Origin of the sequence: Gimesia chilikensis, from assembly GCF_007744075.1 — a bacterium.
In the GTDB taxonomy this organism is placed as follows: Bacteria; Planctomycetota; Planctomycetia; order Planctomycetales; family Planctomycetaceae; genus Gimesia; species Gimesia chilikensis_A.
Genome location: NZ_CP036266.1, coordinates 7,761,598 through 7,785,136 on the forward strand (window position 1 = coordinate 7,761,598; position 23,539 = coordinate 7,785,136).

Annotated in this window: 29 protein-coding genes; 18 read left to right on the plus strand and 11 right to left on the minus strand. The window is 49.5% G+C overall.

Annotated elements, in window-relative coordinates:
* Positions 1-50 precede the first annotated feature (50 nt).
* The 3 genes from HG66A1_RS29455 to HG66A1_RS29465 all read right to left on the minus strand — a co-directional run bounded on the left by HG66A1_RS29455 (position 51) and on the right by HG66A1_RS29465 (position 4,032).
* Positions 51-1,793 carry an Nramp family divalent metal transporter gene (locus tag HG66A1_RS29455; protein ID WP_145192783.1) on the minus strand — a complete coding sequence of 581 codons (1,743 nt, stop codon included), beginning with the start codon at positions 1,791-1,793 and terminating at the stop codon, positions 51-53.
* A 132-nt stretch (positions 1,794-1,925) separates the two neighbouring features.
* Complete coding sequence (locus tag HG66A1_RS29460) at positions 1,926-2,987, minus strand: isochorismatase family protein (protein ID WP_145192785.1); 1,062 nt, start codon at positions 2,985-2,987, stop codon at positions 1,926-1,928.
* Between the two features lie 25 nt (positions 2,988-3,012).
* Complete coding sequence (locus HG66A1_RS29465; RefSeq protein WP_145192787.1) at positions 3,013-4,032, minus strand: polysaccharide deacetylase family protein; 1,020 nt, start codon at positions 4,030-4,032, stop codon at positions 3,013-3,015.
* 468 nt (positions 4,033-4,500) lie between these two features.
* Between HG66A1_RS29465 and HG66A1_RS29470 the strand changes: the two genes are divergently transcribed.
* The 11 genes from HG66A1_RS29470 (at position 4,501) to HG66A1_RS29520 (ending at position 10,798) form a co-directional block, all read left to right on the plus strand.
* The gene (locus tag HG66A1_RS29470; protein ID WP_145192789.1) at positions 4,501-4,755 is read left to right on the plus strand and encodes a hypothetical protein; all 255 of its coding nucleotides are present in this window, start codon (positions 4,501-4,503) and stop codon (positions 4,753-4,755) included.
* A 432-nt stretch (positions 4,756-5,187) separates the two neighbouring features.
* Positions 5,188-5,766: a response regulator gene (locus HG66A1_RS29475; protein ID WP_145192791.1), complete on the plus strand. Its 579-nt coding sequence runs from the start codon at positions 5,188-5,190 to the stop codon at positions 5,764-5,766.
* Positions 5,767-5,879: 113 nt separating this feature from the next.
* A complete protein-coding gene (locus HG66A1_RS29480; RefSeq protein WP_145192793.1) occupies positions 5,880-6,233 on the plus strand; it encodes a hypothetical protein in 354 nt (117 codons plus the stop codon).
* Between the two features lie 188 nt (positions 6,234-6,421).
* Positions 6,422-6,667 carry a hypothetical protein gene (locus HG66A1_RS29485; protein WP_145045284.1) on the plus strand — a complete coding sequence of 82 codons (246 nt, stop codon included), beginning with the start codon at positions 6,422-6,424 and terminating at the stop codon, positions 6,665-6,667.
* Positions 6,667-7,041, plus strand: a complete 375-nt coding sequence (locus tag HG66A1_RS29490; protein WP_145192795.1) for a hypothetical protein — start codon at positions 6,667-6,669, stop codon at positions 7,039-7,041. Before HG66A1_RS29485 ends, HG66A1_RS29490 begins: the two co-directional genes overlap by 1 nt.
* Positions 7,035-7,880 (plus strand): trypsin-like peptidase domain-containing protein, encoded by an 846-nt coding sequence (locus tag HG66A1_RS29495; protein WP_145192797.1) that lies wholly within the window; start codon positions 7,035-7,037, stop codon positions 7,878-7,880. The genes HG66A1_RS29490 and HG66A1_RS29495 overlap by 7 nt, the downstream gene beginning before the upstream one ends.
* A gap of 69 nt (positions 7,881-7,949) precedes the next feature.
* Complete coding sequence (locus HG66A1_RS29500; RefSeq protein WP_145045290.1) at positions 7,950-8,162, plus strand: hypothetical protein; 213 nt, start codon at positions 7,950-7,952, stop codon at positions 8,160-8,162.
* A 135-nt stretch (positions 8,163-8,297) separates the two neighbouring features.
* Positions 8,298-8,732, plus strand: a complete 435-nt coding sequence (locus tag HG66A1_RS29505) for a hypothetical protein (RefSeq protein WP_145192799.1) — start codon at positions 8,298-8,300, stop codon at positions 8,730-8,732.
* A 130-nt stretch (positions 8,733-8,862) separates the two neighbouring features.
* Positions 8,863-9,123 carry a hypothetical protein gene (locus HG66A1_RS29510; RefSeq protein WP_145192801.1) on the plus strand — a complete coding sequence of 87 codons (261 nt, stop codon included), beginning with the start codon at positions 8,863-8,865 and terminating at the stop codon, positions 9,121-9,123.
* A gap of 20 nt (positions 9,124-9,143) precedes the next feature.
* Complete coding sequence (locus HG66A1_RS29515) at positions 9,144-9,701, plus strand: ParB N-terminal domain-containing protein (protein WP_145192803.1); 558 nt, start codon at positions 9,144-9,146, stop codon at positions 9,699-9,701.
* A complete protein-coding gene (locus HG66A1_RS29520) occupies positions 9,680-10,798 on the plus strand; it encodes an ABC transporter ATP-binding protein (protein WP_145192805.1) in 1,119 nt (372 codons plus the stop codon). The genes HG66A1_RS29515 and HG66A1_RS29520 overlap by 22 nt, the downstream gene beginning before the upstream one ends.
* 14 nt (positions 10,799-10,812) lie before the next feature.
* On the opposite strand, the gene HG66A1_RS29525 is transcribed toward HG66A1_RS29520, so the two are convergent.
* Positions 10,813-11,523 carry a PIG-L deacetylase family protein gene (locus HG66A1_RS29525; RefSeq protein WP_145192807.1) on the minus strand — a complete coding sequence of 237 codons (711 nt, stop codon included), beginning with the start codon at positions 11,521-11,523 and terminating at the stop codon, positions 10,813-10,815.
* Between the two features lie 34 nt (positions 11,524-11,557).
* Positions 11,558-12,406: a glucosamine-6-phosphate isomerase gene (locus tag HG66A1_RS29530; RefSeq protein ID WP_145192809.1), complete on the minus strand. Its 849-nt coding sequence runs from the start codon at positions 12,404-12,406 to the stop codon at positions 11,558-11,560.
* 208 nt (positions 12,407-12,614) lie between these two features.
* On the opposite strand from HG66A1_RS29530, the gene HG66A1_RS29535 reads away from it, so the two are divergent.
* The 4 genes from HG66A1_RS29535 (at position 12,615) to HG66A1_RS29550 (ending at position 15,810) form a co-directional block, all read left to right on the plus strand.
* Complete coding sequence (locus HG66A1_RS29535; protein WP_145192811.1) at positions 12,615-13,277, plus strand: transaldolase family protein; 663 nt, start codon at positions 12,615-12,617, stop codon at positions 13,275-13,277.
* A gap of 62 nt (positions 13,278-13,339) precedes the next feature.
* Positions 13,340-14,725: a sulfatase-like hydrolase/transferase gene (locus HG66A1_RS29540; protein ID WP_145192813.1), complete on the plus strand. Its 1,386-nt coding sequence runs from the start codon at positions 13,340-13,342 to the stop codon at positions 14,723-14,725.
* Positions 14,726-14,751: 26 nt separating this feature from the next.
* Positions 14,752-15,510: a hypothetical protein gene (locus HG66A1_RS29545; protein WP_145192815.1), complete on the plus strand. Its 759-nt coding sequence runs from the start codon at positions 14,752-14,754 to the stop codon at positions 15,508-15,510.
* Positions 15,511-15,537: 27 nt separating this feature from the next.
* Positions 15,538-15,810, plus strand: coding sequence for a hypothetical protein (locus HG66A1_RS29550; RefSeq protein ID WP_145192817.1), 273 nt, complete (start codon positions 15,538-15,540; stop codon positions 15,808-15,810).
* A gap of 20 nt (positions 15,811-15,830) precedes the next feature.
* Here HG66A1_RS29550 and HG66A1_RS29555 read toward each other — a convergent pair whose 3' ends face one another.
* From HG66A1_RS29555 to HG66A1_RS29565, 3 genes are all read right to left on the minus strand, one after another.
* On the minus strand, positions 15,831-16,706 hold the full coding sequence (locus HG66A1_RS29555) for a hypothetical protein (protein WP_145192819.1): 876 nt from the start codon (positions 16,704-16,706) through the stop codon (positions 15,831-15,833).
* Positions 16,707-17,058: 352 nt separating this feature from the next.
* Entirely contained in the window at positions 17,059-18,288 is a 1,230-nt protein-coding gene (locus HG66A1_RS29560) for a GspE/PulE family protein (RefSeq protein WP_145192821.1), read from the minus strand.
* Between the two features lie 75 nt (positions 18,289-18,363).
* Entirely contained in the window at positions 18,364-19,014 is a 651-nt protein-coding gene (locus tag HG66A1_RS29565; protein WP_145192822.1) for an STAS domain-containing protein, read from the minus strand.
* A 741-nt stretch (positions 19,015-19,755) separates the two neighbouring features.
* Here HG66A1_RS29565 and HG66A1_RS29570 point away from each other — a divergent pair.
* The 3 genes from HG66A1_RS29570 to HG66A1_RS32265 all read left to right on the plus strand — a co-directional run bounded on the left by HG66A1_RS29570 (position 19,756) and on the right by HG66A1_RS32265 (position 21,530).
* Positions 19,756-20,433, plus strand: coding sequence for a hypothetical protein (locus HG66A1_RS29570; RefSeq protein ID WP_145192824.1), 678 nt, complete (start codon positions 19,756-19,758; stop codon positions 20,431-20,433).
* An 82-nt stretch (positions 20,434-20,515) separates the two neighbouring features.
* Positions 20,516-21,388: a hypothetical protein gene (locus tag HG66A1_RS29575; RefSeq protein WP_145192826.1), complete on the plus strand. Its 873-nt coding sequence runs from the start codon at positions 20,516-20,518 to the stop codon at positions 21,386-21,388.
* The gene (locus HG66A1_RS32265) at positions 21,369-21,530 is read left to right on the plus strand and encodes a hypothetical protein (RefSeq protein WP_187781897.1); all 162 of its coding nucleotides are present in this window, start codon (positions 21,369-21,371) and stop codon (positions 21,528-21,530) included. The genes HG66A1_RS29575 and HG66A1_RS32265 overlap by 20 nt, the downstream gene beginning before the upstream one ends.
* 94 nt (positions 21,531-21,624) lie before the next feature.
* On the opposite strand, the gene HG66A1_RS29580 is transcribed toward HG66A1_RS32265, so the two are convergent.
* The 3 genes from HG66A1_RS29580 to HG66A1_RS29590 all read right to left on the minus strand — a co-directional run bounded on the left by HG66A1_RS29580 (position 21,625) and on the right by HG66A1_RS29590 (position 23,537).
* On the minus strand, positions 21,625-22,005 hold the full coding sequence (locus HG66A1_RS29580; protein ID WP_145193965.1) for a rhodanese-like domain-containing protein: 381 nt from the start codon (positions 22,003-22,005) through the stop codon (positions 21,625-21,627).
* 95 nt (positions 22,006-22,100) lie between these two features.
* Entirely contained in the window at positions 22,101-22,910 is an 810-nt protein-coding gene (locus HG66A1_RS29585) for an alpha/beta fold hydrolase (protein WP_145192828.1), read from the minus strand.
* A gap of 60 nt (positions 22,911-22,970) precedes the next feature.
* On the minus strand, positions 22,971-23,537 hold the full coding sequence (locus HG66A1_RS29590; RefSeq protein ID WP_145045324.1) for a TlpA family protein disulfide reductase: 567 nt from the start codon (positions 23,535-23,537) through the stop codon (positions 22,971-22,973).
* Positions 23,538-23,539: the final 2 nt, after the last annotated feature.

Consider the following 23,539-nt stretch of genomic DNA (forward strand, 5'->3'; position numbering starts at 1 on the left):
TGAACAGGAATCCGAAATCAATGATAGGTTTTACGTGAGGAAATCAGGGGTCAACTATGTGGGAAGAAGTAAGGAATGATCTGCATCTGAAATGCCTGTAGACTGAAATAACCAAAAAAAGCGGCAGCCCAGACCATTGTGACAAATCTTAGTGGGCTGGTACTGATACTGCGACTCAGAATTTTCGAATTCATGTACAACAGGATCATCGAATACAGGAACATCACGCCGCCATTCATGGCAGCGGAAGTTTTAATCAAAAACAAAGGCTGACTGAAATGCGGATTAATTGATCCGTAGAGCAGGATCGCTGATCCTAACAGAATTTCTCCCCACAAGAAGAAATAGTAGAGTTTGCTCAGAGACCAGTGCTCGTTTTCCCGCAAATAATTGACTTTGAGAATATCCGCAGAGATACGGGCCGTCGCATCCAGCACCCCCAGTTCCGTAGTCAGCAGAATCGCCACCCCCATCAACAGAAACAGCAGCTTGAACGTGTTCCCTAATTTTGCTTCCAGAAGCATCGCCTGGCCCCAGATAAAATTCAGCCCTTCACCAAACTTATCCATGCCCTCCCGAAGCTGGCCATTGGCTTCATAAAACAGGGAATACGATATCAGAGACAGCAACACGAGGCAGGCCAGACAAGTCAAAAAGAAACTGAAAAAGTGTTCGATATTGGCTGCTCGCCACCACTGTTTCCAGCGTTCCTGATTTTCCGGCGTATGTTTGAAATGATAGCCGACTTCACTGACCGCCTCTTCCTGTCCGGTAATCGGACTCGTAATGCGGCCAATGTACTTCCCCATTCCATAGCCTTTGTCTTTGATAAAGTTGCTCTGCCCCAGGTTCATCGTTCCCCCGGCACCCGCGAAAGCCAATGCCCCCAGCAGTGCCATCGTTCCCAGACCGCTGGAAGCGTCAGGCATTTTGCCGATACTGACGGCTCCTTCCAGCATGGCGGTCACTGCATAAGGCTGGATGAGATAGATCCCCAGGATGACGGCGATCACAAAAATCATACCCACCAGAAAGATCTGAATCTTTTCTACCGTATTGTAAACCACAGGTCCGGTGGTCAAGACAACCCCCACCAGCAACAGTCCCGCAATTCCCAAAAACGCGCTATACTTCGCCTCGTAATTGAGATCCGTACCCTGCTGAATGTTCTGAAATATTAGCGCCGACTGATCCGGAATCTCATTCTGTTGAAAAGCCAGACTTAATTCGTCACGTTCCGTCTCACCCATGGTACCGCGCCACTGTAGCTTGCCTGAATCTGAAGAATAACTCGCCTTCTCAGAGACCTTCGACAAATCGAATTGCGCTGGCGCAGGATCCAGTTGCGCAACTGCGATAGTCTCCGGGCCCAGAAACGTCCAGCTCAGCATGGTTCCCGCTCCCGTGGCCCAACCGGGCCAGGCCCACGGGACAATATTTAACAGCAGCATGATCCAGGCCCAGTTTTTGTTCAATCGACAAAACCCGGTAATCGCACTTTCGCCGGTCACCAGCGTCCAGCGTTCGATTTCCATATTCATAAAAAACTGGGTCATCACTCCCAGCAGACAGGCCCAGAAAAATATGAAGCCGGTTTTGTAAGTGATATAAGGCCAGAGTACAAACTCACCGGACCCCAATGACAAACCAGCCAGCATGATGCTGGGACCAATCATCTTTTTCCAGGAAATCGCGGCAGGCAGATCGCGATACTTTAACGGGGGCAGGGACTGGTGTGGGATGACATCATCGGGAACCAGTTCTTCCTCAACAACGGCACTATCGTCTGACATGTAGAGCGTCTTTCTTGAATGGCGAGCAAAATTCAGAAGCAGATCATTCTAAAATGAACCCGATCAGACCGCCACTCTCGCTGAGAACTTCGATCAGATTCAGAGATTCCAGAAAACAGATCTCGTTTTCTCTCAATCCGAGTTGATCGGTTTGATCCAGGAGACCTGCGTTATCAGATGATTCAGAGAGGCAAATGAAATGTGGGCATTAGTTGCATAGCGAGGTGAAGAATTCGCAGGGAAGGTCGCCAACGTTGCGTCACCTACCAGAAAGACATTGAAGTCTTGTGATAGATTTTCATAGCCGGCAGTTGTCTTACAGAAACACATGTCTGTCGCATAACCGGTTAACAGCACATGGCGGATCCCCTGCTTCTTTAAAAATTCCTTCAGAGGTGCATAGCCTTCCCGGTCGAAGATCAGCACATCATCATCGTGGACCGTAATGTCGGCAGTAACAGGCACCGGCACATCCCAGAACCCCTTGCCGTTAAAGTGATCGCCGGCACTCAAACCGGAAAACTGCTTGAAGTAATCAATCACAGGCTGTTCCTGCGAGAGTGTGATCTGCACAGGCAACGGTTTCCCCCGATAAGGCAGACTTTTCAATTGTTGTGCCAGATCCTTCCGTGCCTGTGCGCGTTCCTCTGATGTTGGATTGTAATCGAACGTGCGATACAACTTTTTTCGGATCGGATCCACTTTTCCAATCAGGCTGTACATGATCAGCGCATTCTGCTTTCGCATTCGTTTCAGAAAGGGATCTATCACTTCCCGCGTGTGCCGACCTGCTAAATGATTCTTTTCGGGAGTACAAAAATCCGCGGCGCCCGCTGGTTCTGGTGTCTGCCACCCTTGACCATCATCAATCCCCCAGGGATGAACCATGATCACTGCGGTCTTCTGAATCGAAATCCGATTCGGCATTTCGATAATTCCCCGGGCATTATAAGAAAATCGCCATGCGCGGACTGAAAGATCTGCATCGGCATCATCGACCAGCAGTGGAGATTCGAATCGGCGTGACTCTTCAATAGGTTGCACGAATTCGGAATGATCCGCGAGCAAGGGTTTTGCATTTTTGATCGGCTGCAATGTGTTTTGATATATACGTGGCTCGTCACCAGCCCACACCGGGTGTATTACCAGACTGTGACTGATAAGGCTCAAAGCCATGAGGGATAGAAACTTCATATCAGGATGACTCCTTGTAATAACCTCAGCGTTGCTGTTCCCGGTAGCGCCCGGCAATTTCACTCAGTCCCACAATTTCTGCCTGGTCTCCCGCTTGCTGCACCAGTTTGCAGATCAGCTTTACCGTTTCGAAATCGGGGTCTTCAACATACATGATGGAAGGATGACATAGAAAATCGAAAACAAGTTTCTGTTCAATCGCCTGCTGCACACACAACTCGACTGATTTCAAAAAGTACTTTCGCTTCCAGCGGCTTGTTCGGAAGGCCCCTACATCACTGATCGGGCTCATGGGTATTTCGACGAGCCCCGTTGGATAGACATAAGGCTGCGCAGACCGTTGAGCTTCCTGAATAGAATCAAATATTTCCTGCTGGGGCTCAGTCCCCGGCTCACTATATTTGTGACGAGGATATTTAGAACTGACCCATTGAAATCCTTCTGACTGGAAAAGCTTCTGCAAATCTTCCCGTTGATCGAGCCCGGCACTGGAACCGCCGGGTGTTCGAAAGCCGTCCGGCTTGATATTCAACCGTTGCTGCATCGCTTCGGTCGTGATCCGAACGTTGTGCTGTATTACCTCGGCTGCAGTTTTGCCTCCCAACAGCCAGGGAGATCGAGAAAAGCGAAATTGCGTTTTAGCAGGTTCGGTTGCCCAGACGTTGACGTGGTCGTAGGTATGATTGCCAATCGGGTGTCCCAGCTCTGAAATCTGTTTTATCCACTGCACATCCTTCTGTTCCAGTACGCGCCCGACACAGAAATAATGGACTTTACCTCCCAGTTCGCTAGCAATCTGAGCTGCTTTCAGCGAATAGTCTTTCGTTTCCTGATTCAGATTTCCTTTCTGGTAATCCCACTCCAGCATCTCTCTGCTGGGATACATGCGACTCATTTCAAGATCAAACGTGATCGCAATTTGTGCCTTGGGAGCCTTGTTGAGTCGCGCCTGCAGAGAAGAAAGTCGACTGCAGGACACCGCTGCAAGAGAAGCAGAAAAGAAGGCACGACGCGAAAGCGAATTCAGAAATTCCGGGTGCAACATAGTGAGCTCATCCAATCGGGAACAGTCAATTCAAGCTGGTTCAGACCGATTATATAAGAGTTAGCCCATGTTTCATCTGGAATTCTGACCTTATTGCAACGGTCAGGTACTCACAGCCGTTTCACCCCTGTTTTTCAGGCATTTTCAATACTAATCTGACTGATATAATTCCCCAAAAAATCAACACTGTATATTGCTTCGTACAGGTACTGCTGATACAATGTTTTCATTGTCTGAGAGTGGTAAATCCACACTTCCATTTCTGCCTGGGGGCAGCCGCGGAGCGACCGCTGTAGGTGTCGCTAATTTTATCGCGTGATCTCTTAGATGCGTATTTGATCGCAGCATCCTCGCTTTCACTCACTCTTTCGCATTAAGTGCTTGTCATTCACTGCGTGAGAGATATGCGCCATCAACTATGTCATTGTCAGGAATATGACGCGATAAAAAATGTCAGGCTTTGATCTCATGACGGAATCAAACAAGTACATTGAATCTGATCGGTTCGCTTTCGACCTCGTAAACAACCTCGCGCAATCACCCGGAGCCTTTCCGCAAACTGGAAAGTTCAGCAGTAGAATCTGGGCGCAGCTGTTCGGGATGACGGAGAAGAATTTCAAAGAGCTTCTGAAAGAATCCGGAATTCCCTACTTCAAATTCGGCAGCAATGTGATCGTTGATGCACACGACTTCTGGATCAGTCAGAAACAACGTGAATCGTAATTGAGCAAATCTGTTCGCTGCAGACACCACACTCGATACCTCTCTAGGAAATCAATTGCGACAAAATACTCCGATTAAGAATCTCAACCGACGGCAAATCTGAATTTAATAGAGTGGAGTTGTGTGTCAATTTATCAACATAATTCAGGACCTCGATGTAGTATTTTTTGTTTTAGTCAGACATACAGGTTCGATGAATAAGATCGTGACGCATTTATAACATTTTACCGTAAAATCAGGGGGTTTCTTACACCCCTGAGTGGTAATTCGGTAATTCTCATACAGGGAAAAACCTTCAAATGACGATTCAAACTTTTGATTTATATGTAAACATTGAATTTCATTCATATTTTGTTCACAGGGAAATGCTCATCTGTTTTGTCGATTGACGGGTGAAACATTTTTCATTCTCCCAACCGTTCAGGCAGGTCGATGAAAGTTCTTGTTGTCGATGATATTGGATACTCTTGTCATTATTATGCGCGGCTGGTAGAGAAAATTGGCTTCACAGCGGTGATGGCTTCGTCCGGTTTTGAAGCGATTAAATTGCTACAATCTGATAATGAGATTCATGTCGTTCTGACAGACCTTGTGATGAGCGGCATGGATGGTGTCGACCTGTTCCAGAAAGCACTGCAGCTGGAACGTTACTCTGACCATGGCGTCGTCCCTGCACCACAATTTATCCTGATGACCGCAGTACGTCCCGAGAACAATGCCCAGGATCGAAATCTACAACGGATCAAACTGGCCAAGGAACTGGGATTCTCTCGGATCATGTTCAAACCCCTGGACCAGGATGAGCTTAAACAAGAGCTGAATGACATGTCACTGAATGTCATTCATTCTTCCAATACTGAAGTAACTCTCGACCTCTATTCACCCACTCAAAAAATCAGGCAGTCGGTAAGAGAGATCATGGCGACTGACAATAAAGAAGCCGCCTCAGAATTCTTAGAAATACTTCTGGAAGAGATCGCCAACCTGAAAGAATATCTCAAAACCTCCTGACCACTCTTCACTCAGCACACGAAGCCCACTTACAATAAAACGGAAGTGTCAGCAGCCAGTTGGTGGTTACTGAATGTTCTCCGTTTTATTTAATCAATGTGTAAGTCAACATCATGGCCAGATGCGATCAGGGTTATCTCTGCATAGTTTGTGGTGAAGAAGTCGAGAATATCGAGGACAGCGGGCTCTATCTGCGCTATATTATCGGCGAAGTTCAAGAAGCAGAACTTCAAGAGCAACCAGAGTATCACATCCGCTGCAATCCCGCTCTCGCACAGTTTATCGTCGATGAGCAATTTACTCCTGTCACAGTAGAGGGACCATTCGATAAACGCGAGCTGGATCCTGATGAAGCCCGACAGAGGGAAACTCTGGTTACAGAAGGCTGGCATCGACTACAAACAGTGAAACAGGAGCAACTTTCTGTCAGTGATTTCCCACTGAAGCGGGAAACAAACGACAGCTGACCGAATTCGTCTGCGACATTTTTCACAGCCATTCTTCCTCCATACCGTGAACGATCAGCACCTGTTGTTCTGAGCAACAACAGGTGCTTTTTTTATGTAGATCAAGCTTGTCTGCGCCACGCCGATCCAGATGATACTCTCTCTTCGACAATAACCCAATTCACTGACCTTGAATCTTAGAGAGACGAATGCCCGTACAACCTCAAAAAGGACTGTTCATACCTGCCTGGGTCATCGCTTGTGTGTTTTCTCCCATAGTGGCAGGGGGAGTGGGAGCAATCACCTGGACCGCCAAGACACTCATCGAACACAGCCACCAACTGATACAGATCGATGAAAAACTGGATGCCAATAAAGAGCTGTTAATAGAAATGGTCAATTCACACGAACGACGGATCAGCCGCATGGAAGACCGCGTATTTGGGGAGCACTAATGCCCGAGATTCATCTCTCAGATCTGCCTGAATCACTGACAAAACAGATGGAAGGCCCGACACCTCCTGCTGACTTTGTCTCGAACGGCTGTAATTATTCTCCAGACCAGTGGGGAGGCGTTGATCTCCGCCCCGCCTGCCACTGGCACGATTACGCCTACCAGTTGGGAAGTTGTAAACGAGACCGGGCACGCGCTGATGCGGCCCTGTATCGTAATCTGCGCCGCTGCGATCTCGGAAAGTTTATGGCAAACATCTATTACCGTCGCGTCAGGCTGTTCGGAGTCGCCGCCTTTCACTGGGCGCCAGGTAAAGTTCCGCTCAACCCGTGGCACTACTTTCTCTTGTTTTTTAACAGGTACCTCCAATGGTGAGATTCATCCACTTCCTGCTCGTCATGTTGTCTACGTCCTGCCTGCACGCCCAGGCACTCGCTGTCAGGACAACAGAGACAAACTGCACTCCCCAAGGCTGTCGCCAGCTCATCGGAACCGGCGCCTGTGCATTCGTAGGAAATATCGCGGACCGCTCCGTTTACATTACTGCCGCGCACAATGTCATTCAGGCACGAACCATTCATGTCGGCTATGGTGGAACCTGGTGGGAAGCCCGGGTCGTTTTCAAGCGATATGAAGAGGAGATTGACTATGCCATCCTGGAAACCCAAAGAATTCCCGCGTCACACTGTTTCATACTTTCGGACACTCAACCGATAGACGGAATGGAGGCTATCGCTTACGGATACTCAAACGGAGTTTACAACCTCAAATCCCTGCGAGCCCGCATCCGGGTAACGCGCCGCGGGCATTGCTTTTCCAGACTGGTCGCAAAAGGAGATTCCGGAGGTCCTATTCTTGTCAATGGACAGATCGTAGGCATCATAAAAGGTCATGACCAGACTCACACCATCTACACGAATAGCATGTTGATTCGAAACAAACTCATCAATCTGTATGGCAGACTGCCCGACTGCCACCCACCCGTGTATCGGAAATCAGATCGCGCTTCACCCTCGCAACAACCAGAAAGCAATCGCAACGAACAGTTTGCTGCACTGGAGTCCGAGATTACCAGACTGAAACAACAGCTCACCCAACTGAAACAGACTCAGATTCCTGTACAGCTCATAGGTGCAGACGGATCGATCAAACAGGAACAGAGGTATCAACTCGGTCAACCAATCAAATTACGTTTCAAGGCCGTTAACAAGTGAGGCGAATTCATGCCGGACGGCGATATTTTAGAAGTAGAATTTCCCATTCAGGAAAAAGGAGAAAAGGAGATGGCTGTAGATTTATCCGACAATGTTGCCAATCACATGCTGACGCAACTCATGCAGACCGGAACCGTCGCGCAGAATAACTTTGTGACGGTGCAGAAAATCGTGGATTACGACTACCTGGAAAACAAACGCATGGTAACCCTCGATGAAGCGGTCGGCATTCGTGAAGTCGCCAGTAAAGTCACTCCCGCAGGTCCGTCGCAGGCCAGCTGATGACCGACCCACTGGAAGAACTCATCAGGCAAACAACTCTGTTTCATGATCGCCTGATTAACGAAAACAATGAGCTCGACCGGGCGTTCCAGAATGGAACGTTCGGCGAGCTCATGGATTCCTGGAGCGAATTTAATGACAAACGAAACCACGCAGCCGACAAGCTGGAAGGAGAAACTGGCGCAGATGTGGTGGGGCGTGAAAGTGGGGGAACGAGCGGAAAACCTGAGACAGACAGCGAGACGCTTTGACAACGTCGATTCCCTGGTGATGTCCACACGGGAAAAACTGCTGGGCAAAGAAATTGTAGATAACAATCGTCCTGAGGGCGAAGACATGCACATCGGAGATTACAGCAGCGTCACGCATCAATATCTTCCCCCAACAGGCAATGCGGCTGGAACACTCGCCAGGCTGGCTGTGGGAGCTGGACTGTTAGCAACCGGAATCGGTGTGCCGGTCGGCGGTTATTTGATCGCGGATGCGTTACGACAAAAACCATCCACAACAGATGAGATCGTGATACCCGCCGATCAGGACACGCTCTTCAATCTGGAACTGGTAGAGTAATTTATCCCGGTAGTTCCCTATCAGCACTCCTGACTGAATGCACCCCAAGACAGGAAAACAATCACATCTAAAATAATCGGTATGGACTGTCTTGGAATCATCTAAATTCAGAAAGGTAAAGGTACCATTTATGCCTCAATTTACTGTCTACCTGGCACGAGAAAAAAATGGACACCCGGTGAAACGTCTGGATCGGGAAGCACAAACTCATGTACTGGCGGCCAAAATCGCGCAAGCAGAATACCCGGAACTGGTCGTCAATTCGGTGCTGGTCAAACACGAACTCATCTCATTCTGTGCCCGTTGTGGCGGCCCCATTTTTAAAGCTGACTATCACAAAGATCAGATTCGACAGCGAAACGATTCTAATCGCTGCCTGGATTGTCTATAGCACGACTAAAGACCCAGCCCATGGAAATCAAAGATCGCATCAAAAGTTTCAGGCGAATTAAAGCCTCCCAATTGATCCCTAACTCCCGAAACTGGCGAACCCATCCCGCAGCCCAGGAAACAGCGCTGCGAACCATCTTAAATGAGATTGGATTCGCAGCAGCCTGTCTGGTTCGGGATTGTGGTGACGGAACATACGAATTGATCGACGGTCACTTGCGGGCCAATATCGCCGAAGATACAAAAATCCCCTGCCTGATTTCAGATCTGACAGTCTCAGAAGCAGATCAGGTTCTGGCGACGTTTGACTCGATTACCAGCCTGGCAGAGACTGATCAATCCGCACTCTATGCACTGCTTGAGTCAATTACAACAGAATCAGAAGACCTGCAGGGGTTGCTTCAGAATCTGAAATCCTCATCCCCGGAATTACCTGAGCAGGAATCCGGAGTCGATGAAACCGAATTGCTCACAGAACGATTCTCTGTTCTGGTAGACTGCAAAGATGAAGCGGAGCAATTCGCACTTCTGGACTATCTGAAATCAGCAGGATATCAATGTCGCGCCTGGATCTCATAAGGGAATCGCCCATTATTCGAACTCCGCGGGTGATGCAGCTGGAAGGGATGTTCGGGCTCGCAGCAGAAACCCGAAGTCGTGAGCAGTGGTCAGTAGAACTTCCACTTTCCGAGCGTCCCTGGAACATCGGTCTGATCGTAGGCCCCTCCGGGTGTGGCAAGACGACCATCGCCAGGGAACTGTTTCAAGATCACTTCGTCGATGATTTTGACTGGCCCAGCGAGAAGTGCATTATCGATGGCTTCCCGCAAAAGATGGGCATCAAAGAAATCACCAGTCTGCTCTCATCAGTTGGATTCTCATCTCCTCCCGGCTGGCTGCGTCCTTATCATGTTTTGTCCAACGGAGAGCAATTTCGTGTCAAAATGGCTCGCGCCCTGGCGGAGCTTTCCGAGCTGGTCGTAATTGATGAATTCACTTCCGTCGTCGATCGCACGATCGCCCGCACTGGCAGCTGTGCGATCGCCAAAACAGTTCGTCGCCGTGGTCAACAACTTGTCGCGGTGTCCTGCCATTATGATATTATCGACTGGCTGAATCCTGACTGGATTTACCAGCCGGCACTGGATGATTTCCAATGGAGGTGCGAAAGGCAACCACGGCCCTCAATCTCCCTTAGAATTGTTAACGTGCATCGAGATGCGTGGCACCTGTTCCGCAAACATCACTATTTAGACGCTTCCCTTCATCAGGCTGCCAATTGTTTTGTGGCACTCGTTGAAGAACAACCAGCTGCCTTCACAGCTGTAATGTATTTTCCGCACCCGAAATCTCCTTCCTATCGGGAGCACCGCACGGTCTGTCTACCGGACTTTCAGGGAGTGGGAATCGGAAATGCTTTGAGCGAGTATGTGGCATCGCTCTACAGTTGCAAGCACCGTTACACGAGTGTCACCGGCCATCCCGCCATGATCCGCCACCGCGCCCGTTCTCCCTTGTGGAAAATGACCCGGAAACCATCCACTGTTCAGAGGCAAGCTGGTTTTGAAAAACATCGAAAACAAATCGTCGCTTCAAGTCGTGGCAGGTTGACCGCCAGCTTTCAGTACATTGGCCCTTCTCGACAGCGAGACGCACAAAGCTTCGGCCTGCTTTGATCAGGTACCAGAACTCACCACGCAACACAGCGTTTCCAGGCCGTATGACTGCGAAACGCTTCCGCAGACGCCACACCGGACTGTGCGCCGCGGGCAACGCACTGCTGCAACATGAGGTCCTGCAGAGGTGAAAAGCTGGCATCTTTGCCTCGCTGCAGTTGACTCTGATGACAATTCAACATCGCGACCTTGGTTTCAACAAAAGAACTGACATCGATATAAAAATGAGGATCAAACTGAGACATATTCACAGTATCCATCCACCAGAGAACCGGTGGTTGCATTAAAGCAGGAGACTCGGTTTTGTTTCCCGCCGATGCACTGAACCAGGTCGCCGCCTCGGTAATCACAGAAGCAGCTCGATGATCTGCATGATAGTCACTCTGTGAGTGAGCAAGCACCAGGGTTGGTGTAAACTGGCGGATTATTTCAGTCAGCAGACGACGTTGTTCCAGAGTGTCGAATAGAGCCCCGTCCGGACTGCCTCCGAAAAACAGCTCTGCCCCAATCAACTCCGCAGCCGATCGCATTTCATCCTGACGTACTTCAGTCAGATTCTCTACAGGAGGATCAGGCTGACCTTTATCGCCTTGACACATGACACAAATGCCAACTGCGGCCCCTTCCTGATTGGCCCGTGCCAGAGTGCCTGCACAGAGCAGTTCTGCATCGTCAGGATGCGCCACCACGGCCAGAATCCGTTCCTGATCAAAATCAATCTTCATCTGAAACAACTCAATCTATGAATACGTGAGATATTTATCGCAAACGGATGTCAGGCAACTCTGACACATACTCCGCGACCGTCAATGATACATCCGAGTGCGTTCTCAAGAGTGAAGCGGGGCAGGCACTGGTAACGGGCCCATGTAAAACACGACGGACGACCGAACTCTGCCAGAGACGGTTGCAGTAAAAGTGCAGTTCCCGGGCCGCTAGGATTTCCTTCATCCCGACGGTGACAGCACGCCAGGGAATAATTGAAATCTCACCCCCTACCGTAACCGAATTGATGGTTCGCGTCTCTCGTGTCAGATTCAGATTCCGTGTGGGATAGGCAGCAAATTCTTCAGCAGAAATCTCTTCACCTGGTTCTGGAGGTTCGTTGAAAGCCATGTGGCCATTGATTCCGATTCCACCAAAACAGGCATCCACACCACCCCGCTGGTCGATAGCCCGCTGGATAGCCCCCACATCATTCGGATCCGGGCAGATACGATTCTCGGGCAGTGGCGCGAGTTCAGGATTCACCAGATCATAAAACTTCCGATTCATATAACCGCGAAAGCTCAGGGGGTGTGTGATGTCGACCCACTGATCATCATCGGTCAGATATTCATCCATGTTGATCAACATCACATCCTGAATGGAATACTGCCGCTGATTCAGAATCTCGGCCAGCACTGGATACTGATCAACGGGACCAACGGGCACAATCAATGTCGGCTGACGGCCCGCTTCCCGGGCCTGCTCGATCACACTCAACATCGCATGGGCCATATGCTCAGCTACGGCAGGCATATCTTTGACCACGGAGAATTTAACATTTGTTCCCTGGGCTATTTCATCAGGAGTAACCTGCAGGTAATCCGGAAATTGTGCGGACATAATACGGAAGGTTCTTTATTCGAGGTTCACTTGGGTTGTTTCGAAGGTATGGTTTCTGGCAGAATCCAAAAACGCAGCATGGAATAATGGATTCTGATCACTTTATAATAACAGACATTCTTGAGAGATGCTTCCATGTGACAGCTTTCAATTTATATCAATCACGATTGCAGTTTTAGTCATTTTATCTACCCCCGAGGAATTCACAATGAAATTGTTTCTGGACAGCGCCATCACTGAGGAGATCAGACACGGACTCGAATACTGGGATCTGGATGGCCTGACAACCAACCCCAAACATATCAAAAGTTCGGGTAAGCCGTTTTTAAAGGTGATCGAAGAAATCGCAGAGCTCTTTGCCGGCACTGACAAACCAGTCAGCGTCGAAGTCAATCCGCATATCACTGATTGGGAACAGATTGTCGAGGAAGGGGCTAAGCTGGCGAAAATGTCCCCCAACTTCGTAATTAAAGTGGGGGCCAGTGAAAGTGGATTTAAAGCGATTCGTGAATTGACCAGCCAGAACATTCGAACGAACGCCACCCTGATCTTTTCCGTGGCGCAGGCCTGGCATGCAGCCCGGGCCGGAGCTTCTTTTATCAGCCCCTTTATGGGCTGGAAAGAAACCTATGGTGACTCAGCAACTACCTTCATTATGGAAGTTGCCGAAATGCTGGAGCGTCACGAGTACGAATCAGAAATCATTGCAGCTGCAATTCGCAATGGTCGACAGATTGCCGACGTCGCCATTGCCGGCGCTCACTGCGTCACCGCGGGGCTTGGAGTCTATCAGGACAGCATGCAAAATCCCTATACGGTCCATGGCGAGAAAGTCTTTCAAAATGCCTGGGATGAGACTCCTCACGAATAACTCTTCAATCATTAATCAGTTACCAGATCAATTTCAATTTTCTAAATAGATCAGGATTTCCCATGCGCTCAGCGAAGATAGACACAGCAAAACTCATTCGTCTGTGGCTGTTTCTGGTTTGCCTGTCGGCAGCCAACTTCAGTCTGCTCATTGAAAGCGCATCGGCCGCCGACCCAAAGTCACAAAAGCCGAATGTCATCCTCATCTTTACCGATGACCAGGGATCAATTGATGTAAACTGCTATGGCTCCAAGGACCTGATCACTCCCCACATGGATTCCATTGCCAATCAGGGAATTCGCTTCACCCAGTTCTATGCCTCGGCCCCCGTCTGTTCTCCATCCAGGGCAGGTATGCTGACCGGCCGATTCCCACGACGCGCTGGTGTTCCAGGAAATGTCTCTTCACATCATGGCAAGAGTGGTATGCCGCCGGAACAGGTGACAATTGCAGAAATGATGCGGCAGGCGGGATATCAGACGGCCCATGTCGGCAAATGGCACTTGGGATATACTCCCGAAACCATGCCCAACGGACAGGGCTTTGACCGTTCATTCGGACACATGGGTGGCTGTATCGACAATTATTCTCACTTCTTCTACTGGAATGGTCCGAACCGACACGATCTCTGGGAAAACGGCAAAGAGGTCTGGCACGACGGTGAATTCTTTCCTGATCTGATGGTCAAACAATGTCAGAATTTCATCAAAGAACCGCACGAGAAACCGTTCTTTCTGTACTGGGCCATCAATGTGCCCCACTACCCGTTACAGGGGAAAGACAAATGGCGTAAAAAATATGCACACCTCGAATCCCCCCGCGATAAATACGCGGCCTTCGTTTCTACTATGGACGACTGCATCGGCGAGGTGTTACAGACTCTGAAAGAAACCGGCTTGCGTGAAAACACGATTGTTATTTTTCAATCCGATCATGGACATTCTACTGAAGAGCGTACATTCGGAGGGGGCGGAAATGCGGGCCCGTATCGAGGAGCCAAGTTTAGTCTGTTCGAAGGAGGCATCCGGGTACCCGCCATGATTTCCTGGCCGGGTACGATTGCGGAAGGAGAAGTTCGTTCCCAACTGGCGACTGGCTGTGACTGGTTGCCAACAATTGCTGACCTGACCGGTGCCCCACTCCCCAGACACAAACTGGATGGAAAAAGCCTGAAAGCTGTAATCGAATCGGCTGAAGCTCCCAGTCCGCACGATAATTTCTACTGGCAGATCGGCAAAAGCTGGGCCATCCGCGAAGGGGACTGGAAACTGCTGGGCCATCCCCGAGACACCAGCAATCAGGCTCCCTTAAGCAAGGAAGACCAGCTCTTCCTGGTAAATCTCTCCCAGGATATCGGCGAAAAAAAGAATCTTGCCAAACAGTATCCGGAGAAGGTCGAACAACTCAAACAGATCTACGAGAACTATCTACAATCCCTGACTGACTGATTTCGATTCTGGAATGGACACTCAAGATGCAACAACCATCTGACCGACATACCCCAGGCAGGCGCAAGTCACCTGCCTGGGTCATCTCTGTCGCTGTTTTTCTGGTGATCTATCTGATACTCCAGCAACAGCAACGGGGGAAACAACCAGAAGTCCCCGGAAGCAACCATTCTGTGTCTGTCGCGACAGATGGATCAGATCAGGATTCACAGCCGACCAAAATCGATGCAGAACTCCTGCGTCAAACTGCAAGCGATCGAGAACTTCCAGAGTCACCGACCACTTCCTCAGGAAAAGCTGCTGCTCCCGCTAGAAAGACGGTGCAGACTCCAGCCAGTTCGAATCGTCCTCCTCCGGGCTCCAGCAGCGACTCAAAAGAATCGCGTCCTGAACTTGGACAGCTACAGAAGTCCGGAAATCAAGTCTGGGAATCTACGGCAGGATTGACCTATGGTCCTGGCAGCCAGGAAAGACATCGCCTGAAGCATGTCATGCGTCACGCAACCGACCAGCCTCGTCGCCCGGGCAAACACGGTGTCTTTGCAGGAGAGGGCGAACAGGCGAAAGTCCTGGCATTAATCGATGAAGCTTACCTGAAAGCATTACAGGGAGGCAGAACCGTACAAAAAAAGCAGGATGGGCAACGCACTGTTTACACAGTCGACATGCAACGTCCGGTTGGATACGTCGGTGGCCAGGTCGGAAACCGGATGGGAAAACCTCCTGCCAATAAGATCCGACTCGTACTGGAAGGCTCCAGTGTAATTACAGCATTTCCCATGTAACGACTTGTGAAACAGGATCACGCGATAATGTATTACACCGGAATCTGCCCCGCTTGCGAACAGGGGGCTCTGGGACTCAGAATCTGTAGCAGTCAGTTGGACCTCGCGATCCTTTGTGATGAATGCGATGCACTGTGGCTCTCCAGTGACACATCCGTGAGCCCTATGTTCCCGGAACAACCAGACCTTCCCTGCCCTTCGTGTAAAGGCAATCTGAGCGAGCCCCCCGCACACTGGGCCGGTCTGGGTGAGATCTACGAAAGAGGCTGGCTGGAATTCGTCAGAGGGATGGCGGACTAAAACTCGCCTGACTCACCCGATTAAAATTCGATTTCCAGAGTCTGCTTTTCTTTGAGAACTTTGGACTGAATTCTGATCGTGTCGCGGGTCGCGGGTATTTTGGAACCGGGAACTTTGACGATCAGTTGAGCCACCCGTTTCTTTAGTGGCAGATAGTCCCCTTTATCCACCGGGCGGATATCGCCTGTGGCCGTGGAAGTGAACGTCGAATTGGGCCAGCGCACATCCCAGGGGATAGCCTGCCGATGACTGTCTGTCCCCAGCACCAACCCCATCAGGTCTGAAGCACGATACCGCGTCGACTTATAACTGGTTGGCAACTTAACCTGGATGATGATCAGATAATCCTCATTCAGATCAGGGTCTTTGGGTACGGTCCAGGCAGTAAAGCTCCCCGCCGTGACGGCATTACCCATCGGTTTGAATTTGAATTCACCTCCACCACTGCCTGAGCCGTCCCCATCAGCATCACCATCCCCTTTCCCCAGATGCAGGGAAACATCCGCTTCCATTTCTTTCAAGGCTTCTTCAGCCTCACCGGTCAGCGTCTTGATGGGTTGCATTACATCGAACTCAGTCGTTTTGCCTCCAGCCTCTTCCTCGACACGCGTATCCAGAGGACCGTTAAATGCAAATTGATCTTCATCGTCGAGAGTGACAACAGTAGAGAGATGATCGTTGCCCTGCATCCCGCCCACAATGACAATTGCCATGACTGTTAATATCGTTGAGTGTAACAGGAGAGAAAACAGGTAACCGGTTGCCATGAAGCTGGCCAGCCAGACGAAAATCTTTTCCTTTACGGAGAGAATGGGTTCATCCTCTTCCGAAGCCTGACTCTCTGCGGCGGATAGTCCACGCTCTCTGAGCTGATTGACTAGAGCTGTGTCCTTCACTGGTGATTTCGTGGACCGGATCTGGTTCGACATGGACGACGTCGCCGAATGGGAAAAACCAGTCTGACTCTCGCGTGATAGCAGATTGTCAGACGGCTGAGTATTTCTAATGTTCATGGGCTCTGTCTTGCATGACTCGATGATATTATATGCAGACGGCCCGTCTCAGCTAACTTTTCACTGAGACTCTCTACGTCAAATTATATAGTAGAACTACTAGATTTGAATGATTTTTTCTGCAGAACTCCACCTTCTATGACAGTCGCGAGACCGACAAGCCCGGAAACAGACAGTGTACATGTACAGAGTGAGCTCACGGGCCTGGTGTCTGGTCGAGCCTGAAATCGACGGTTTAAACGAGAACCCTGTGTAATTCCTGAACGGTGGTAATCCCTTCCAGAACCTTGGCTTTTCCAGATTCTTCCATCGTCGTCATGCCTTTTTCTGATGCAAGTTTCAATAATTCGGTTTGAGTCGCTCCCCTCAGGATCGCTTCCCGCAGTTCTCCACGTACTCCCAGAGTTTCAAAAATCCCCGTCCGGCCCAGGTAGCCCGTCTGGAAGCAATGATCGCAGCCCGCTCCCATTGCAATTTTGGAATCGGCTACTTGATCGGAATTTACTCCCAGATATTCACAGGCGCCCGAATCTGGCTGGTAGGGAGCCCGACATTTCTCGCAGATGCAACGAACAAGTCTTTGAGAAATAATTCCCTGCAAACTGTCAGTGATGAACATGGAAGGAATCCCGAATTCTCGGAAGACATCGATTGCCGCCACTGCGTCGTTGGAATGCAAAGTCGAAAGGACACGAATCCCCGTCAGCCCTGCCCGCACAGCAATATGCGCAGTCTCGGAATCTCGAATTTCTCCCACCATGATCACATTCGGATCCTGACGCAAAACCCCGCGGAGCGCCTCGGCAAAACTGAACCCGATTTTGGGATCTATCTGAATCTGGTTCACCCCTTCAATACGTCGTTCGACCGGATCTTCAATCGTCGCCAGACTCATTTCCGGCTGGTTAAGGTAATCCAGGCAACTGTAAATGGAGGTGCTTTTTCCGGAACCGACCGGTCCGACACTCAGAATCATCCCATACGGAGCTGTACAATATTTGGTGATTTCAGAAGTCTGAGCTTCACTGAGACCGAGTTCGTTAAAATGAGTAAAACGTTTGTGATCCGGCATGAGCCTTAGCACCAGCCGCTCCCCGTGGATGGTGGGACCTGAACCGACACGAATATCGCGACGGTTCTGCAGAGTCTGGTTATTAATGTGCCCGTCCTGGGCCAGCCGCCGTTCTGTAATATCCATATTGGCAGCCAGCTTGAGACGGGAAATCACGGATGCTGCCGCTTCCTTGGGAAGCTGGATGATATCGTGCAACATTCCGTCGACCCTTAATCCGTCTTCGAGGGGATCTAAATGAATATCGGTCGCCTGGAGTTGAAAAGCACGCTCCATCAGTAAGTCAACCAGCGGGCCGGGCCCTACTACGTCAATCAGTTCCCGCAGCTCGGCCTGGAGTGCCTGTTGCCGCCCTTCATTTTTGTTCTCGGTATTCGCAGGAGTATCTGACATGACTCGACTCTTTCTGTCCTAACAATAAGCTTCGGTGAGAGAAATGTGACTGGGAATGGCTGATAATCCAGCTCGTTAAATCAGTTTAAAGAGGCCAAGTCCTCCCAGAACCAGACTGCTGATCAAGACAACCACCCCGAGAATCCGCAAATTCTTTCGACGATCTTTGAGTGCGGTTGCCCCCAGGAGTAATCCTGCCAGAGAAAAGGAGATCGTGGCCCCTAACGCGATTTTCGGATCAGGGGTCAGGGTGTCGCTGATGTATAACGCAAAACAAGCCACCGCGGAAAGCACTGCGACAATGCCCAGCAGAATCGGCATTGAAAATGTACGGCGCCGCTCGATGCGCTCTTGTTTAACAGCCTGGCTCAGATGCGCGACTGCCTCCTCTTCGGAAGCGGTGATGAACCACACCTTCTTGAGACCAGAGATATTTAAAACCTCTTCCACCATTTCACTGGTATTCAGGATCGCAGTTTTTCCCCCCTGCTCATCGACCAGCTTCCAGACCTGGATCACGATTGCCACCAGAGAACTATTAATAAAATCCAACCTGGTCAGATCAATGATGACGCTGGGAGACTGCTGATTTTTGACTTCCGTCAGCAATGTGTCGCCGAGAGATTCCAGCTCATCCCAGGCGGATTCGTTCAATTCCGGTAACAATTGCACCTTGAGATGGTCATTGACGGCAGTGATATGATAGGGAACTTCTTCGGTAGCCATGAACCAATCTCCATTGTTTACGATACGTCTGGTATCGGAGGGCCCAGTATCAGCTCAATGCTTCCACATTGATTGCTTATTTTGAAGTAATGGTCGTCTTACTTTCAAAATACCATTGTGCCCTGATTTTACCTATTGCAATTTGGACCAAACCACGTGATTTACTAAGTATTTTCAGAGAAACGACTTTGCTTCACGACAAGTTAACAGATTTGGATAATCATCTTTATACGACCAGCACATTTCAGTGCACCTGCGATCACATGGCCTGCAGAATCTGGATCGCTGGAAGTAAACCATGGTCTGCTATTCGGAATCTCTAAGGTCATAAGTACTTAGTATATGCTGACAGGTTGCTGTTATGTCAAGTTTTCCGAAGGTAGCGATTATGTCTGCCAACCAAGTTAGAAAGGTCAAACAGTTAAATGCCAGATGGTTAGCTGAATTTCAGTTTGACTCTGCTTTTTGAGCGTATTTATAATAGGGAAACAACCGATTTGACAAAATAGGTTGTTTTTGCGCACAAGCTCTCGTTAGTATCAAAAGCTTCAACTCAGCAGGATCTGACAGGCTCCAAAGACACATCTGTAAGGGCCACTCCGCAGAATTTTCCAACTTATTTTCTTCCAGGAATAAAGTGGATAGATTCGGCCGAAAAGTTAGCACATAATAATATTAAGTAAGAGAGCGATCTCTACCCGAACAGATTGAAGTCTTTCAAAACAGACTCAGGAAAACCCCATGACTCGTTTCAGTAAAATCCTGTTGGTCCTGGTACTGGTATCCAGTATCGCCTTTATGGGATTTGCCGCGGCCTCCGCTGTTGGTGGCCCTAACTGGCTTCAGGAAAAAGATAAGCTGACAAACTACCTGTTTGAGTATCAGCCCGGTGAGAATCCGACCTGGACTGTCAAAACCAGAAGAGGTGGTGAGCAGATTTCATCCTCTCCCGTGCTGGCAAAAGTGATCGTCGCTGCCCAGAAACACCAGATTCAGCAACAAAACGAACAACTCTCAGAGATCACGAAACCGATTGCTCCCATGGAGAAGGCGATCAAGAACTGGGAACAAATCAATCAGGTTGATCGTCAGGCCATGGATACTAAGGCAGCAGAACTGCAACAACAGATCGCGGCACTGGACACGCAGATCACCCAGCTGGCCAATGAAGGTATCAAGATCAGCCAACAGACCCTGGAAATTAATCAGGAAGCTGCTGAGCGACGTGCAGACGTCTTCCGGCTTCAGGATCAGATCGATGAAATCCGCAATGAGAAATACCTGACCCAGGAACAGCAGAAAACACTGCGTGATTACATCGCAAGAATCGAAGGAAAAGTACATCGGCTCCAGAGACAGAAAACGCTGCTGGAAAACGCAGTCAAGGGATCTGACAACAAAGAGCTTACTCAAAAATAAATCCCTCTGAATTCAGTCTCAGACTGGTTTCAGATTTTACCAGATACAAACTTCAATTTTTATCAATATCAGGAGCGATTAGATGTCGTTTGTCGGCAAGGTACTGGTCGTCGTTCAAGTTGTCCTCAGCGTCTGCTTTATGGGTTTCGCCGGAGCAGTCTTTACAGCACAGACGAACTGGCGTAACGAAAGCCTGAAGCTCAAGGACAATGTAGCCAGCATGCAGAAAAGCATGAACGAGCTTGAGTCCGAGTACAGCAATTACAAAACGGAAATGACTCAGAAAATGAATGATGCCCTGAGTCAGGCTCAAACGGCTAAAGCCGCCAATGACGCCCTGAAAGCACAGAATAAATCTTATCAGAATCAGTTGGAAACTGTGCGTGCTGAAAGAGACACTTCGGTAGCCCAGGCTGAAACTACGGGTGAAGAAGCGAACTTTCGTCGTCAGGAATCAGATCGCCAGCGCGTAGTTAACAAAACCCTGCATGACACAATCAATGACCTGCGGGCTAACATCAAGAGCCTGGAAGATACGATTTTCACCAAGAGTATTCAGGAAAAAACTCTGACTGCCAAACATAATAAGGTTCTCGAAGAGCTGAATTATCTGAATAAAATTGTCTCAAATCTGGGCATTGATCCGAATGACCCCGCGATTGCAGGCATGCAGACGCCACCGCCGGCCGTTGAAGGTGTTATTATCAATACCAAGAAAGACAAACGGAACGGAACCAGGTTTGTAGAAGTTTCGCTAGGCAGTGATGACGGGCTCAGCAAAGGCCATCAGCTATATGTCTACCGTTTTGGTAACAAGGAAAATGGTAATCGTCCCAAGTACCTGGGTAAAATTGAATTAGTATATGTTGATCCTGATACAGCAGTCGGGACTGTAATAGACGCCGCCAAGAACGGTGTGATTGAGAAAGGTGATCATGTCAACTCGAAGCTCTAAGTCTAAAGGAAAAGCAGCCACTGCAGAATCAGGTGGCCCGAACATTTATGTCGGCTTACTGTTTGTCTCCCTTGCCGCTTTAGTGACAGGAATTATTTTCCTGCTCATGCAGCTCTCCGCGTATAACTGGGAGCTGGGTTAACGGCAGCAGCCAGTCATAAACCAGTATAGACTCAGAGCCCGTCACCTCTTCCGGTGACGGGCTCTGTTTATTCCCATACTGGTTTTTACTCTCTTTATGAACCTGCCTCGATCTCATAACCAGCATTCTTCCATCCGCTGAACCCACCGTCCATAGAGATCACTTGAGTGTATCCCATCTTTTGCAGATTATCTGCAGCCAGAGCAGAGCGAAAGCCGCCACCACAGTACAAAATCAATGTGGTAGAGGTATCAGGGAATGCCCGCTCGATATCGCGTTCGATGATCCCCTTCCCGAGATGAATAGCACCGGGAATCCGTGCTGCCTGAAATTCATGATCTTCACGTACATCAATGAGGTGAAACTCATCGCCCGCTTGCTTACGTGTCTGCACATCCTGCACGGTGCATTCGGTCACTCTTGATTTCGCATCATTCACGATATCCAGAAAACGTTGAGAATGATTTTTACCCATTGTGGGTCCCTTTATATTCTGAGTAAAACAAATCTGACCATCCCGGCTCTCAGCCATGAAGACTTCTAGATAATCGCATGTCTCAACATCGAAGTCTACCTGGCAACAGCTAAGAATTCTTCCATCGCCTGATTGACCTCTTCTGCCGCTTCCAGAGGGGCCATATGCCCCACTCGTGGAATTTCACGACAGCTGGCCTCTGGGAGCCTTACAGCCATTTCTTGCATGATATCCGGAGGTGTCAGGACATCGTCACTGCCGACGATGAGTAATGCGGGAATCTGGATCTGATCAAGTACGCCCAGAAAATCATCACGCTCCGCCATGCCTCGCTGGCTGGCAGCAATCCCTTCAGGATCTGCTGCTTCGATTTCTGCAATCAGATCCTGTGCAATCTCCGGGTACAAGTCTCGTGATGTCTTACTCAACAGATTAGGGATCATTGCTGAAGCGACAGCTTCGGGGCCATGGCGTAACACCAGATCGACCATTTTTAACCGATTGCTGACCCCCTCTTCGGTATCTGCATCGGAACGTGTATCGCAGAGAATCAATGTTTTCAGTTTTTCCGGAAAGTGCCTCCAGAACTCCCAGGCAATATACCCTCCCATGGAAAGGCCACAGAAATTCACAGGCTCTTCGACTTCCAGTTGCGCAAGTAGTTCCTTCAGATCCTCAGCGTGTTGTTTCATACTCACCGTTCCGACCGTGACATCTGACCCGCCGAAGCCTCTCAGATCAGGAGCGATGACAGTATACTGCTGCTGGAAATGTGCAATCTGAGCCTGCCACATTCGATGACTTAACGGGAATCCATGCACCAGCAGTAGAGGCGGCCCTTCCCCGGCGATAGTAACCTGCATGCGAATCCCATTTACGTTTTGCTCTAGCATCTGCTGGCTCATTGTGTTGTCCTTCCTGGAGGTGATTCAGCGATCAGCCCGCGTGACTGGGAGGCGTATTCATCACTGTTGCGCCAGTTTTAAAGCGCGTGCGATTCCCTCTTCCAGAGATTCAGTTCTCTCCGAGTCAACATTCCAGACCACTTTTCCGTCCGTACCGATCACCCAGACCTGTGGGATAAATTCTGCCTTGAAAGCAAGCAGAGAATCAATTGCCCCATATCCATTGGGCCACGTGATTCCCGTTTCGTCCAGCCACTCCTGAATAACGGGAAGCAGATCTTCACCATCGGAGGTTAAACCGACAAACGCAACATTTTGATCTTTGAATTTCTCATGCACCTCCACCAGATGCGGTGCTGCCATTCGACAGGGACCACACCAGGTCGCCCATGCATCAACAACAATCACTTTACCCTTGAGGTAGTCGTCCTGATGGGGGTCACCATTCACCCAGCCTGCTGCTTGAATGGGAGGGGCCTCGGTCCCCACCTTCAACTGGGCCATACCCCCCTCGGGTAAGGTTGACTCCGGCAAACGGAACGCGAACCAGGAAGAAAAGATGACAGCTCCGGTGACAACCAGAGCCAGGGCAATCAGGAAATCTTTTTTAGCGCTGGAATTGGACATAT